This window comes from Devosia honganensis, assembly GCF_042648785.1.
Taxonomy (GTDB): Bacteria; Pseudomonadota; Alphaproteobacteria; order Rhizobiales; family Devosiaceae; genus Devosia; species Devosia honganensis.
This window is the reverse complement of record NZ_JBHRYD010000009.1, coordinates 13,900-27,490: the sequence shown is the minus strand read 5'-3', so window position 1 is coordinate 27,490 and position 13,591 is coordinate 13,900. Positions and strand designations below refer to the sequence as shown.

General features: G+C 66.7%; 9 protein-coding genes. 7 read left to right on the top strand and 2 right to left on the bottom strand.

What is annotated here, in order from left to right:
• The first annotated feature begins 39 nt into the window (after window positions 1–39).
• Both gyrB and ACFOOL_RS10885 read left to right on the top strand, forming a co-directional pair.
• Complete coding sequence (gene gyrB / locus ACFOOL_RS10890) at window positions 40–2,466, top strand: DNA topoisomerase (ATP-hydrolyzing) subunit B (RefSeq protein WP_380097034.1); 2,427 nt, start codon at window positions 40–42, stop codon at window positions 2,464–2,466.
• A 168-nt stretch (window positions 2,467–2,634) separates the two neighbouring features.
• On the top strand, window positions 2,635–3,657 hold the full coding sequence (locus ACFOOL_RS10885; protein WP_380097032.1) for an LLM class flavin-dependent oxidoreductase: 1,023 nt from the start codon (window positions 2,635–2,637) through the stop codon (window positions 3,655–3,657).
• Window positions 3,658–3,670: 13 nt separating this feature from the next.
• On the opposite strand, the gene ACFOOL_RS10880 is transcribed toward ACFOOL_RS10885, so the two are convergent.
• Complete coding sequence (locus ACFOOL_RS10880) at window positions 3,671–4,207, bottom strand: hypothetical protein (RefSeq protein WP_380097031.1); 537 nt, start codon at window positions 4,205–4,207, stop codon at window positions 3,671–3,673.
• Between the two features lie 240 nt (window positions 4,208–4,447).
• On the opposite strand from ACFOOL_RS10880, the gene ACFOOL_RS10875 reads away from it, so the two are divergent.
• The 5 genes from ACFOOL_RS10875 (at window position 4,448) to ACFOOL_RS10855 (ending at window position 12,242) form a co-directional block, all read left to right on the top strand.
• A complete protein-coding gene (locus ACFOOL_RS10875; protein ID WP_380097030.1) occupies window positions 4,448–7,135 on the top strand; it encodes a transglycosylase domain-containing protein in 2,688 nt (895 codons plus the stop codon).
• 709 nt (window positions 7,136–7,844) lie between these two features.
• Window positions 7,845–9,503, top strand: coding sequence for an MBL fold metallo-hydrolase RNA specificity domain-containing protein (locus ACFOOL_RS10870; RefSeq protein WP_380097029.1), 1,659 nt, complete (start codon window positions 7,845–7,847; stop codon window positions 9,501–9,503).
• 48 nt (window positions 9,504–9,551) lie between these two features.
• Window positions 9,552–10,451, top strand: coding sequence for an ABC transporter ATP-binding protein (locus ACFOOL_RS10865; protein ID WP_380097028.1), 900 nt, complete (start codon window positions 9,552–9,554; stop codon window positions 10,449–10,451).
• Window positions 10,448–11,338, top strand: coding sequence for a hypothetical protein (locus ACFOOL_RS10860; protein ID WP_380097026.1), 891 nt, complete (start codon window positions 10,448–10,450; stop codon window positions 11,336–11,338). Before ACFOOL_RS10865 ends, ACFOOL_RS10860 begins: the two co-directional genes overlap by 4 nt.
• 94 nt (window positions 11,339–11,432) lie before the next feature.
• Window positions 11,433–12,242, top strand: a complete 810-nt coding sequence (locus tag ACFOOL_RS10855; protein ID WP_380097025.1) for a hypothetical protein — start codon at window positions 11,433–11,435, stop codon at window positions 12,240–12,242.
• 397 nt (window positions 12,243–12,639) lie between these two features.
• Here ACFOOL_RS10855 and ACFOOL_RS10850 read toward each other — a convergent pair whose 3' ends face one another.
• On the bottom strand, window positions 12,640–13,512 hold the full coding sequence (locus ACFOOL_RS10850; RefSeq protein ID WP_380097024.1) for a glycosyltransferase family 8 protein: 873 nt from the start codon (window positions 13,510–13,512) through the stop codon (window positions 12,640–12,642).
• Window positions 13,513–13,591: the final 79 nt, after the last annotated feature.

The following is a 13,591-nucleotide window of genomic DNA, read 5'->3' as shown; positions in this document are numbered from 1 at the left end:
TAGAACCGGACGGAAGCGAAAAGGACTGATTCGGATCCCATGAGCGACAGCGAGAACCCGACCCCCATCGATTACGGCGCCGACAGCATCAAGGTGCTCAAGGGCCTCGACGCGGTGCGCAAGCGCCCCGGCATGTATATCGGGGATACCGACGACGGTTCGGGCCTGCACCACATGGTCACCGAAGTGGTGGACAACGCCATCGACGAGGCGCTGGCGGGCCACGCCGACCTCGTGACCGTCACCCTCAATGCCGACGGCTCCTGCACCGTGACCGACAATGGCCGCGGCATCCCCACCGGCATCCACAAGGAGGAAGGCGTCTCGGCGGCCGAGGTCATCATGACCCAGCTGCATGCGGGGGGCAAATTCGACCAGAACGCCTACAAGGTCTCGGGCGGCCTGCACGGCGTGGGCGTCTCGGTGGTCAATGCGCTCTCGGTCTTTCTGAAGCTCTCCATCCGCCAGAACGGCAAGGTGCACGAGATGAGCTTCACCCATGGGGTGGCCGATGCGCCGCTCGCGGTGGTGGGGGAATATGAGGGACGCTCGGGCACGGCGGTGACCTTCCTGCCCAGCCCCGAAACCTTCACCATGGTGGAGTTCGACTTCAAGACGCTCGAGCACCGGCTGCGCGAGCTGGCCTTTCTCAATTCGGGCGTCCGCATCCTTTTGGCCGACCGCCGCCATCCCGAGCCGGTCGAGGTCGAGCTTCACTACGAAGGCGGGCTCGAGGCCTTCGTCAACTATCTCGACAAGGGCAAGCAGCCGGTGCTGGACAGCCCCATCGCCATGCGCGCCGAAAAGGACGGCATCACCGTCGAGGTGGCGCTGCAATGGAACGACAGCTACCACGAAAACGTGCTGTGCTTCACCAACAACATCCCGCAGCGCGACGGCGGCACCCATCTGGCGGGGCTGCGCGGCGCGCTGACCCGGCAGGTGACCGGCTATGCGACGAGCTCGGGCATCGCCAAGAAGGAAAAGGTGGAGCTGAGCGGCGACGATACCCGCGAGGGACTGACCTGCGTGCTCTCGGTCAAGGTGCCCGACCCCAAATTCTCCTCCCAGACCAAGGACAAGCTGGTTTCCTCCGAAGTGCGGCCGGTGGTGGAGAACGTCGTCAACGAAAAGCTCGGCCAGTGGTTCGAGGAGCATCCCAACGAGGCGCGCACCATCGTGGCCAAGGTGGTGGAGGCGGCGGCGGCCCGCGAGGCGGCGCGCAAGGCGCGCGAGCTGACCCGCCGCAAGGGGGCGCTGGAAATCTCCTCCCTGCCCGGCAAGCTGGCCGACTGCCAGGAACGCGACCCGGCCAAGTCGGAAATCTTCATCGTCGAGGGCGATTCTGCCGGCGGCTCGGCCAAGCAGGGCCGCGACCGCTCCAACCAGGCCGTGCTGCCCCTCCGGGGCAAGATCCTCAATGTCGAGCGCGCGCGCTTCGACCGCATGATCTCGTCGGACCAGGTGGGCACGCTGATCACCGCGCTGGGCACCGGTATCGGGCGCGAGGAGTTCAACCCGGACAAGCTGCGCTACCACAAGATCATCATCATGACCGACGCGGACGTGGACGGCGCCCATATCCGCACGCTGCTGCTGACCTTCTTCTACCGCCAGATGCGCGAATTGATCGAGCGCGGCCATATCTACATCGCCCAGCCCCCGCTCTACAAAGCCACGCGCGGCCGTTCCGAGCTCTATCTCAAGGACGAGCGGGCGCTGGAGGACTATCTGCTCGAAGGCGGGCTCGAAGACGCGGTGTTCCGCACCCGCGACGGGGCCGTGCATGCCGGCGCGGACCTGCTCGGAATCCTCCACCAGGCGCGCGACATCGTCAACGCCATCGACAATCTCAACACCCGCTACAACCGCAATCTGGTGGAGCAGGCGGCGATCGTGGGCGGGCTCGACCCGGACGGCATGTCCAATCCGGAAAAATCGGCGGCGACGCTGAAGCGCGTCGCCAACCGGCTCGACCGCATCTCCGACGAATGGGAGCGCGGCTGGACCGGCGAAGTGACCGACGAGGACGCGCTGGCCTTTTCGCGCACCGTGCGCGGCGTCACCGAGACCCACCAGATCGACGCGGCGCTGCTGCAAAGCGCCGATGCGCGCAAGCTGCGGGCGCTGGCCGGACGGCTGGACGAACTGTTCGGCGGGGTGCCGACCCTGACCCGCAAGGGCGAGACCACCAATATCTACGGGCCCTCGACCCTGTTCCGGACGGTGACCGATGCGGGCCGCAAGGGCGTCTCGCTGCAGCGCTACAAGGGGCTGGGCGAGATGAATGCCGAACAGCTCTGGGAAACCACCCTCGATCCCAATGCCCGCACCCTGCTGCGCGTCGAGATCGACGAGACCAGCGAAGCCGACCGCATCTTCACCGCCCTGATGGGCGACCTCGTCGAGCCACGCCGCGACTTCATCCAGGACAATGCGCTCAATGTGAGCAATCTGGACGTCTAGGCCGTCTCAATGCTTGACGGAAGCGGCGGCGAGCGCTGCCTCCCCTAAGGGGGAGGGGAGGAAAAAGGATGCCGTCGTTCATGCAAAGGAGCCGGTCCGTTCCGCCGGGCCGGCTTTTTCTCGCCGTGCCGAAGGGATAGGCTGCGTCCATCCCATAGCGAGGCAAAGATGAAAAAGATCGGCTTTCTGTCCTTCGGCCACTGGAACCCGTCGCCGCAATCGGGCACGCGATCGGCCAGCGATGCGCTGCTGCAATCGATCGAGCTGTCGGTGGCGGCCGAGGAACTGGGCGCCGACGGTGCCTATTTCCGCGTCCACCATTTCGCCCGGCAGCTCGCCTCGCCCTTTCCGCTGCTGGCGGCGGTGGGGGCGCGCACGAGCCGGATCGAAATCGGCACCGCCGTCATCGACATGCGCTACGAGAACCCGCTTTACATGGTGGAGGACGCCGGCGCCGCCGATCTCATCGCCGGCGGCAGGCTGCAACTGGGCATCAGCCGGGGCTCGCCCGAGCAGGTCATCGATGGCTGGCGCTATTTCGGCTATGTGCCGCAGGACGGGCAGACCGATGCCGACATGGCGCGCACCAATGCCGAAGTGCTGCTCGAAGCGCTCAAGGGACAGGGCTTCGCCCAGCCCAATCCGCAGCCCATGTTCCCCAACCCGCCGGGCCTGCTGCGCCTCGAGCCGCATTCGGAGGGGCTGCGGGACCGCATCTGGTGGGGCTCGGCCACCGCGGGCACCGCCATCTGGGCGGCGAAGATGGGCATGAATCTGCAATCCTCGACGCTGGTTTTCGATGAAAGCGGCAAGCCCTTCCACGTCCAGCAGGCCGAGCAGATCCGCGCCTACAAGCAGGCCTGGAAACAGGCCGGCCATGCCCGCACGCCGCGCGTCTCGATCAGCCGCTCGATCTTCGCCCTCGTCAACGACATGGACCGGGCCTATTTCGGCACCGGCCGGCCCGAACAGGACCAGTTCGGCTATATCGAGCCGGAAGTGCGCGCCGTCTTCGGGCGCGGCTATACCGGCGAGCCCAACACGCTGATCCGCGAGCTGGCCCGGGACGAGGCCATCGCCGAGGCCGACACGCTGCTGCTCACCGTGCCCAACCAGCTCGGGGTCGAATACAACGCCCATGTCATCGAAAGCATTCTCACCCACATCGCCCCGGCCCTGGGCTGGCGCTGAGGAACGGCCCTTCTCACGGCGCGCGGAGCCCCGAGCGCTCGCAGCCATTGGCCCGCCAGTAGCGCTCGACCGGGGTGGCGTGCCCGAAGGCGAGACGCTCGATGCGGGCGGCGAAGCTCATGGCGCGGCATTCGTCGGGCCCGGCCACCACGTGCACCAATTCGTGCAGGATCGTCAGCCGGCGCAGCGAATCGGCGCCGGGGGTGGAAAATTCCGGGCAGAGGACCAGCGCGACCACGCCGTTTTCGGGCGGCATGCGCACGAAGGCGGCGAAGCGGCTGCACGAGCCGGTGGCCTCGAGGCGCTCCTCCACCGCCATCTCGACGACGCCGCCCCAATAAGCGGAGGCGAAGCGGCGGCCCCCGAGGGCGTCGCCATAGGCGGCGACGTCGACGCCGTCGGCCACGGCGCCCAGATGCGGGCGCGCCGCCGCGAAGGCGGCGATGGCGTCCCGGAAGGCGGCATCCACCGGCCCTTCCGCCAAGGCGGAGACGGGGGCGAGGGCGAGGGCGAGGAAAAGGACGCGAAGCAGGCGCAGGGCGGCGTTCATCGCTCCTCTATGCGCGAGGCCGGCGGGCCGGTCAAACCGTCCGCTGCCCGGCGTCGCGCTGTGACGGGCGCGCAACAGTGAACGCCGGAACGGCGGGGTTCACATAAACCGGCCACATTTGCCGCAGAGAAGCGGCGGAGCAAGGCCGCGCCATGGGCGTTTTGGAGACGCCCTCGGTTTCCTCACGCCCGCGAACAGGGTAAAAGCGGCAGAAACCTACTTTTCTCGACAGGTCCGCTGATGGATTTCCGCATTTCGGCCGATGACCGCGTCGGCGCTCCCGCCGCCCGCCGGAACAAGCCGCAGCCCCGCGGGGCCAAGGGCCAGCGCGTCGAGCCCACGCTGGGCCAGTCCATGGTGTTTTCGGTCGAGGGCGACCGGCCCGGCGGTAATGGCGGCGCCGGCGGCAACGGCGGCGGCAAGCCCCCCAAGGGCCGTGGCAAGCCGCCGCGCCGGGGCCGGGCCGAGCCGGCCCGCGCCCGCAAGAAGAAGCGCTCGGGCGGCTTCCTCATGGGCCTGTTGTGGTGGGGGTTCGTCGCCTGCCTCTGGGGCGGGCTCGCCGTCATCGGCATCATCGTCTATTACGGCGCCCAATTGCCCGCCGCCGATAGCTGGGCCATTCCCGAGCGCCCGCCCAATATCCGCATCCTCGCCGCCGATGGCAGCCTGATCTCCAATCGCGGCCAGACCGGGGGCGAGGCGGTGACGTTCCGCGAACTGCCCCACTACGTCCCGGCGGCGTTCATCGCCTCGGAAGACCGCCGCTTCATGAGCCATTTCGGCGTCGACCCCATCGGGCTGTTGTCGGTGGCGGTGGAATCGGTGCAGGCGCGCGGCGTCACCCGCGGCGCCTCCACCATCACCCAGCAGGTGGCCAAGAATCTCTTCCTCACCCCCGACCAGACGCTGGGCCGCAAGGTGCAGGAAGCCATTCTCGCCATCTGGCTGGAGCAGAATTTCACCAAGGAGGAAATTCTCGAACTCTATATGAACCGCGTCTATTTCGGCGCCGGCGCGACCGGCATCGAGGCGGCGGCGCAGACCTATTTCGGGGTTTCGGCGCGCAATCTGTCGCTGGGACAGGCGGCCATGCTGGTGGGCATATTGCCGGCGCCCTCGGCCTATAATCCCAAGGCCAATCCCGATGTGGCGCGCGAGCGGCAGCGGCTGGTGCTCAACCTCATGGCCCAGGAGGGCTATATCACCCGCGAGGAGGCGGATGCCGCCCGGATCGACCCCAACCAGACCATCCGCACCGTGGTGGCGGGCTCGGAATCCTATGTCGCCGACTGGGTGGAGAGCCTGATGACCGCCTATATCGGCGAAATCGAGAGCGATGTCGTGGTGCAGACCACCATCGACTACAAGATGCAGCGCGACGCCGAATTCATCGTCAAGGAGAAGGTGGCCCAGGAAGGCCCCAATCGCGGCTTCACCCAGGGGGCGCTGGTGGCCATGGACGTGGACGGCACGGTGCGCGCCATGGTGGGCGGCGTCGACTACCAGGCCAGCCAGTACAATCGCGCCGTCACCGCCAAACGCCAGCCCGGCTCGGCCTTCAAGCCCTTCGTCTACATGGCCGCCATGGAAAAGGGCTATACGCCCGACACTTTGGCCGAGGACGCCCAGTTCGACTACAATGGCTGGAGCCCGCGCAACGCCTCGGGCAATTATGCCGGCACGGTGACCCTGCGGCAGGGCCTGGCCTATTCGCTCAACACCGTGGCCGGGCGGCTGGCCATCGACGTCACCCCCGAAAAGGTGATCGAGGTGGCCATGCGCATGGGCATCTCCTCCAACCTCACCCCGGTGCCCTCGATCGCGCTGGGGACGCAGGAAGTGAACCTGCTGGAGCTGACCAGCGCCTTCGCGCCCTTCGGCAATGGCGGCTACGGCGTCATTCCCAACGTCATCACCCGCATCAGCGACGTCGAGGGCAAGCTGCTCTACGAGGCGTCCGACGCCGGGCCGGGCCGGGTGGTGGACCCCACGGTGCTGGCCGAGATGAACGACATGCTCAAGACCGCGGTGGAAGTGGGCACCGGGCGCGGCGCCAATATCGGGGGCTGGGATTTCGGCGGCAAGACCGGCACCTCCCAGCAATCGCGCGACGCGGTGTTCGTGGGCTACACCTCGGCCATGGTCACCGGGGTGTGGCTGGGCAATGACGACAACAAGGGCACACGGCTCTCGGGCGGCAACGTCCCCGCCGCCATCTGGTCCGAATTCATGACCAAAGCCCATGCCGGCCGCTCGCCCGCCCCCATTCCGGGCGGCTCCTATGCCGGCCAGCTCATCGCCCAGCAGTTGATCGACCCCAATACCGGCCAGCCGGTGATCGACCCCAATAGCGGCCAGCCCATGGTGCAATATGTGGACGGGGGCAGCGGCCAGCCGGTGCACACCGTGACCGATCCGGCCACCGGGCAGGTCACCGCCATCGACCCGGCGACGGGCCAGCCCCTGCCCGGCCTGCGGCCCATTGGCGGGCAGGCGCCGGCGCATCCGCCGATCCAGACCGGCACCATGACCGATCCGGCCACCGGACTGCCGGTCGAGACCGGCGCCGATGCCGGCATGTCCATGGACGGATGGGGGCAGGACGGCGGGCAGATCGTCCAGTATGACGGCTTCGGCCAGCCCGCCGATCCGGGCGGCTTCGCGCCCGGGGGGCAGGATGGCGGCTTCCAGGATGGCGGCTTCGGCGCCGCCCCCATCGACCCCGATACCGGCATGCCGATGATGCTGGTGACCGATCCGGCCACGGGCGAGCAAGTGTGGGTGCCCAGCGCCCCGGCCGCACAGAACCAGCAGAGCGTCGAGCAGCCCGGTGCCTTCGCGCCGCCGGCGACCCTGCAGCAGGAGCAGCCGGCCTATCAGCAGCAGCGCTCGCAACGCACGCTGATGGACCTGATCTTCGGCAATTAGGGTCTTCGGTCCGGCATCATGCGCCTTGCGTTCCCCTCTCCCGCAAGGGGGAGGGAATGAGGGTGGGGGTTCGGGATTGTTCGGGAATCCGACTGATCCATGGAGAAAATCGACGGCGCGGAACCCCCACCCTAGAGCCTTTCACTGTCAAGCGGATCAGCGCTTTCTTGCTCCCCTCCCCCTTGAGGGGAGGGGTCGGGGGTGGGGGTCCTTCGGTGCTTCGCCAAACCCACCCCCTCCCCAACCCTCCCCTCAAGGGGGAGGGAGCGCTGGTCGTCGATTCCGTCAAAACATGAAAGCCTCTAGCCCCTCCCCTCAAGGGGGAAGTGTTCATTTCGGACTGCTGGCACAATTTATCCCCCACACCGGGCTTCCCTCGGGCTTGACCCGAGGGCCTCTGTCCACGTGCAAGAAACTCGGGTTTCGGGGCTCCCAGGCCGGCCCTCGGGTCGAGCCCGAGGGCAGCACAGCGTTGGTGTGGGCAATAACGATCGAACCAGAAGCGTCCAAAGTAAACACTCCCCCTCAAGGGGGAGGGGAACACGACAGCGGCCATTGCGCCGTCAGGCTCATATGCAATTCCCCTCTCCCGCAAGGGGGAGGGTAAACCGGCTCGTGCGTTCAAACTGAAGGGATCACCCTCGCCCGCCTCGACAAAAACGAGCGAACAGGGCTAACTCCGACAAGACACGCCAGAAGGAGCCAGCCGATGACCGTCACCCTCCATTTCCACGGCGCGGCGGGCACGGTGACCGGCTCGTGCTACCGGGTGGTGCATCCGGGCGGGCAGTTCCTCGTCGATTGCGGCCTGTTCCAGGGCAACAAGTCGGTCCGCGACCTCAATCTCAAGCCGACCCCCTTCGATCCGAAGGCCATCGACTTCCTCCTGCTCACCCACGCCCATATCGATCACGCGGGCCTGTTGCCCAAGCTCTATCTGGAGGGCTGGCGCGGACCGATGTGGATGACCGAACCCACGGCGGGCCTGCTCGAATATCTCCTGCCCGACAGCGCCGGCATCCAGGAAAGCGAAGCCGAGCGCGAGACCAGGAAGCGCGGGCGGCGCGGCGACGAGCCCGCCAGGCCGCTCTATTCCATGGCGGATGCCGAGGAGGCGCTGAAGCACCGCCGGACCTGCCATTACGGGGAGTGGATCGAGCCGGGTCCGGGCGTGCGGGCCCGCTACTGGAATGCCGGACACATCATCGGCTCGGCCTCCATCGAGGTCGAGGTGACCAATGGCGAGGGCAAGCCGGTGCGGCTGATGTTCTCGGGCGATATCGGGCCGGACGAAAAAGTGTTCTATGCCGAGCCGGACGGGCCGTCGGGATTCGACTACATATTGTGCGAATCCACCTATGGCGGACGCGAGCGCGCCGACTATACGCTGGTCCAGCGCCGCGAGGCGCTCCGGCAGGAGATCGACACCGCCCTGCAGCGGGGCGGCAATCTCATCATCCCCACCTTCGCGGTGGAGCGCAGCCAGGAATTGCTGCACGATATCGGCGTGCTGATCCGCGACGGGGAAATCGACCCGCGGCTGGTGGTGCTCGATTCGCCGCTGGCCAGCAAGGTCACCGGCGTCTATCGCAAATATGCGAAGATGTTCGAGGACACCGAACTCAGCGCCGACGAATTGTTCAACGACGAGCGCTTCCGCATCATCGAGGCGGTGGAGGATTCCAAGGCGCTCAACGCCATCAAGGGCGGCGCCATCATCATGTCGGCATCGGGCATGGCCGATGCCGGGCGCATCAAGCACCATCTGCGCAACAATCTCATCCGCGCCAATGCCACCGTGCTGTTCGTGGGCTATCAGGCCCCGGGCACGCTGGGCCAGATCATCCTGTCGGGCGCCAGGGAAGTGCGCATCCACGGCACGCTGGTGCCGGTGCGGGCGGCGGTGCGCTCCATGGGCAATTATTCCGCCCATGCCGACCATTCCGAGCTGATGGACTGGATCCGGGCGCGGCTGCCGGCCCATGGGGCGCTGTTCCTCACCCATGGCGAGGACGAGGAGCGCGAGGCGCTGCGCCAGGCGCTGGTGGCCAGCGGCAGGCTGGGCGGCGACCAGGTGGTGATGCCCCAGCTCGACGACTATTTCGAGCTGACCATTGCCGGCATCCAGGCGGCGCGGACCCCGGCGGCACGGCGCGTCGATCTGCGGCAACTGCCCTCGGACTGGCACAACGCCTTTTCCGATTTCACCATCCGCCTCAGCCGGCGCCTGCACGAGTTGCCCGATACGGACAAGCTCGCCCTGATGGTGCAATTGCAGCACCGGCTCTCGGAACTGGGCGCCGAACCGTCCCCCCCGCCCCTGCCGACGCCGGTGACCCCGGTGGAAACGCAGGCCTATGACGAATAGGGACCGGGGGCGCCTGCCGCCGCACAACCAGCCGGAAGGCGAGAGCGAATGACCCAGCTATCCGACACCGCCGAGCCCGTGGTTTCGACCCGCGGCCTTAAAAAATCCTTCGGCCGCAAGCAGATCCTGCACGGGCTCGATTTCGACATTCCCGCCGGCCGCATCTACGGGCTGGTGGGCCATAACGGGGCGGGCAAGACCACGACGCTCAACGCCATGCTGGGCCTGACCAGCTATGAAGGCACGATCCGCGTGCTGGGCGAGGACCCCTTCGCCCACCGCGCCCGGCTGATGGAGCACGTCGCTTTCATTTCCGACGTCGCCAGCCTGCCGCGCTTCCTGCGGGTGCGCGAGCTGTTCGCGCTCATGGCCGATATCCATCCCCGCTTCAGCCCCGGCAAGGCGCAGGCCTTCCTCGAAGGCACCGACATCAGGCCGGAGATGAAGATCCGCACCCTGTCCAAGGGCATGATGGCGCAATTGCACCTGGCCGTGGTCATGGCCATCGACGCCAGGCTGCTGGTGCTGGACGAGCCCACGCTGGGGCTCGACATCACCTATCGCAAGCGCTTCTACCGGCGCCTTCTGGAAGACTACATGACCGGGGAACGTACGCTGATCATCACCACCCATCAGGTGGACGAGATCGAGTTCATGCTCTCCGACATCATGTTCATCCGCGACGGCGAGATGATCCTGGACATGCCGATGGAGACGGTGAGCGAGAAATTCACCCAGCTCGTGGCCGAGGACGAAGCGGCCCGCGAGACGGCCCGCCAATACGGCCCCGTCTATGAGGAGACCCGCTTCGGCCAGACCGTGATGATCTTCGAGGGCGCCGACCGGGCGGCGCTGGAACCGTTGGGCCGGGTCTCCACTCCCACCATATCCGATCTGTTCGTCGCCCTGATGCAGCGGCCCACCGCCAATCCGGAGACCGTGCGATGAAGGCATTCCTGGCGCTCATGCACCGCGAGTTCATCGAGCATCGCGGCGCCTTTCTCATCGCACCGCTGATCCTGGTGGCGGTGGTCCTCGCGCTGACGCTGCTGGCCTTCAGCGCCGACCGGCTCGATACCCGCTTTTCCGGGCAATTGCTGACCGTGGTGCCCAATTGGGTGTTCGAGGCCGGCTTTGCGGGCCTCGCCGCCGGCTGGCTGGCCTATCTGGGCTTCGTGCTGTTCTTCTACTGCGCCGACGGCTTTGCCGCCGACAAGCGCGACAATGCCATGCTGTTCTGGAAATCCATGCCGGTTTCCGATCTCAAAGTGCTCTCGAGCAAGCTCGCGGCAGCGATGACCATCCTGCCCGGCGCCATCGTCGCGGTGGCGCTGCTGAGCATATTGCTGATGTTCGGCGTCGCCTATGCCACCATCATGATCGCCGGGCTGGGCAATGCGGCGCTTTTGGGCGGGATCGCCGCCATCTACGCCCAGATGACGCTGGTGTTGCTCGTCGTCGCGGTCTGCGCGCTGCTCTGGTATCTGCCCTATATGGCGCTGGTGGGGGCCATGGCGACGGCGGTGGGCCGCTGGGCCATTCCGCTGGCCTTCCTCGTGCCCATCGTGGTCTCGGCGCTGGAATGGGTGACGCTGGGCGGGCGCCATCCCTTCGAGACGCAAACCTGGGCCTATCTCGACTACCGCTCGAAACTGCCCCTCTCCTTCGATTATCTCGACCGCATCTGGGAGGGACAGGAGCGATTCGACGCCGCCGCCTTCATCACCGATTTCCTGCACAAATTCGACTGGCCGCAGATCGGCATCGGCGCCGTTTTCGCCGCCCTCGCCCTCTATCTGGCCGCCGAATACCGCCGCCGCGCCCCGGCCAACTGACCGCCCCTGCCCGAGCCCGCCTGCTGCGGGCTTGGGCGGAACCCGCCGCCATGCTAGAGCGTGACGCGACGCTCCAGCAAAGGCTCCTGCCGCAATGACCCTGCCCCCCATCGTCAGCTTCTGGCATGGCCCGATGAGCTGGCTGGAAAGGCTTTCCATCACCTCCTTCCGGCGCCGCGGCCACCCGGTCACCGTCTATTCCTACGAGCCCATCGCCACGCTGCCGGCGGGCGCGCAGTGGCGCGACGCCGGCCAGGTGCTGCCGCGCGAGAAGCTGGTCTTTTACAAGGGCAAGGGCACGCCGGGCGTGTTCTCCGACCATTTCCGCTATGCGGCGCTGGCGGCGGGCCTGGGCGTCTATGCCGATCTGGACGTCTATTGCCTGCGGCCCATAGAGGGCCCGCCGGACTATCTCATGGCCTGGGAACGGCCCGGCTCGGTCAATGGCGCCGTGCTGCACATCCCCGCCGGAACGCCGCTGCTCGAGCATCTACTAGCCATTTTCACCGAGCAGAGACGGCCGCTTTTCGAGCCGCACCTGCCGCCCCTGCGCCGCTACGAAGTGGCCATCCGCCGGCTTTTCGGCGACCGGGTCAGCGCCGAGCACATGCAATATGGCGCCACCGGCCCCATGGCGCTCACCCATTACGTGACGCGGCTGGGCCTGGCCGGCCGGGTGCTGCCGGCGGCGAGCTTCTACCCTGTGCCCTATGAGGGCATTCCCGGTTTGATGCGATCCGGCTCGAGCCTCAAAGGTGCCATCCGCCCCGAAACGCGCGCCATCCATCTCTGGCGCAGCCAGCTCACCGATCGCGGCCGCGCCGCCATGCCCCTGCCCGAGCCCGGCAGCGCCCTCGCCGCCCTGTGCGCGGCCGAGGGACTGGACCCCGCCTCGGTGGATTGAGGCTTTCAGGTTTTGACGGAAGCGGCGACCAGCCCCCGCTCCCCCTTGGGGTGCAGGGGAATTGCATATGAGCCTGACGGCGCAATGGCCGCTGTCGTGTTCCCCCTCCCCCTTGAGGGGCGGGGTTAAGGGTGGGGGTTCCGCGCCGTCGATTTTCTCGATGAATTGATCGGACTCCCGGACAATCCCGAACCGCCCTGGCCCAGCCATTCGAGCATAGCTCTCATGGCCTTCTCACCTTCAATCGCTCCACCGGAGCGATTGACCCTACGGGACAGTTCGAAGCCCTCAAGGGGGAGGGAGGCGAAGGGACCGGCCTCACAGATTTTTCCATATGCGATTGCCCTGCCCTTGAGGGGAGGGTTGGGGAGGGGTGGGTTTGGGAGCCGCCGGGGGTTCAGCGCCCCAAACCGAGTTTCCTCTTCCACCAGCGTTTCCAGCGGTGGCGGGCGAAGCGGTAGAAAAGCTCGTTGGTCATGACGTGGCGGTAGAGCCGCGCATAGGCCACCGATTGCAGCATGCCCGAGAAGATGCCCCAGGGCTTGTTCTCGCCGGTATAGTGCAGGATGGCCGGATCGAGCCCCTCATGGGCGTGGCGGGCGTCGATGACGTTCCAGCGCCAGGGCAGTTTCAGCCATTTGTCCTTGAAGATCAGGTTGAGCAGGTCCTGGTCGTAATAGATGCGCTGCATGACGCCGCTGGCATAGGCCGCTTCCATGCGCCCGATGATGTCGGCCTCGCGCCATGCGGCGATGTCGATCAGCACCAGGCCGGCATTGAAATAATAGTCGGCCGGGTCGAACAGGTCGCGATTGTTTTTAAGGTCGCGCCCGCCGGTGATGAAGGCGCCGATCGTATCGCGCACCGCGGCAATGGAATTGCCATCGAGACCGAGATCGAAGAGGTGACCGACATCGTCGCGCACCAGCATATCGCAGTCGAGATAAAGGATGCGCTCGACCTCCGGGCCGACCAGGCGGTCGATCATCAGCCGCGCATAGACGATGTTGGAGAGCCGCTTGTTCTCGGGCATGCGCGCGGCGATGTCGCGGAACATCTCGGAGCGGTCGAGATCGTACCAGCGCAATTCGACCGGGAATTCCTCGCCGATCCGTTCGAGATCGGCCCGGTGCGTATCGGACAGGGTGCGGTGGCAGAGATGGAAGACCAGGTCCTGGCGCCGATGGGTGAACAGGCACACCGAGCGCATGGTGGCATAGGCCGGGGCCCAGAAATTGTCGTCGAAGGTCAGGGCAATATGCATCGCCATGGGGCGGTTCTCCGCGTCTGGGCCGGGGCCCCGGCGGGCCGTTCGACTTCGCTTTTCCATGGCACGCCAGCGGCGTCAA

Coding starts and splice junctions, on each gene's coding strand:
- gyrB (WP_380097034.1), top strand. CDS start 40: ATGAGCGACAGCGAGAACCCGACCCCCATCGATTACGGCGCCGACAGC.
- ACFOOL_RS10885 (WP_380097032.1), top strand. CDS start 2,635: ATGAAAAAGATCGGCTTTCTGTCCTTCGGCCACTGGAACCCGTCGCCG.
- ACFOOL_RS10880 (WP_380097031.1), bottom strand. CDS start 4,207: ATGAACGCCGCCCTGCGCCTGCTTCGCGTCCTTTTCCTCGCCCTCGCC.
- ACFOOL_RS10875 (WP_380097030.1), top strand. CDS start 4,448: ATGGATTTCCGCATTTCGGCCGATGACCGCGTCGGCGCTCCCGCCGCC.
- ACFOOL_RS10870 (WP_380097029.1), top strand. CDS start 7,845: ATGACCGTCACCCTCCATTTCCACGGCGCGGCGGGCACGGTGACCGGC.
- ACFOOL_RS10865 (WP_380097028.1), top strand. CDS start 9,552: ATGACCCAGCTATCCGACACCGCCGAGCCCGTGGTTTCGACCCGCGGC.
- ACFOOL_RS10860 (WP_380097026.1), top strand. CDS start 10,448: ATGAAGGCATTCCTGGCGCTCATGCACCGCGAGTTCATCGAGCATCGC.
- ACFOOL_RS10855 (WP_380097025.1), top strand. CDS start 11,433: ATGACCCTGCCCCCCATCGTCAGCTTCTGGCATGGCCCGATGAGCTGG.
- ACFOOL_RS10850 (WP_380097024.1), bottom strand. CDS start 13,512: ATGGCGATGCATATTGCCCTGACCTTCGACGACAATTTCTGGGCCCCG.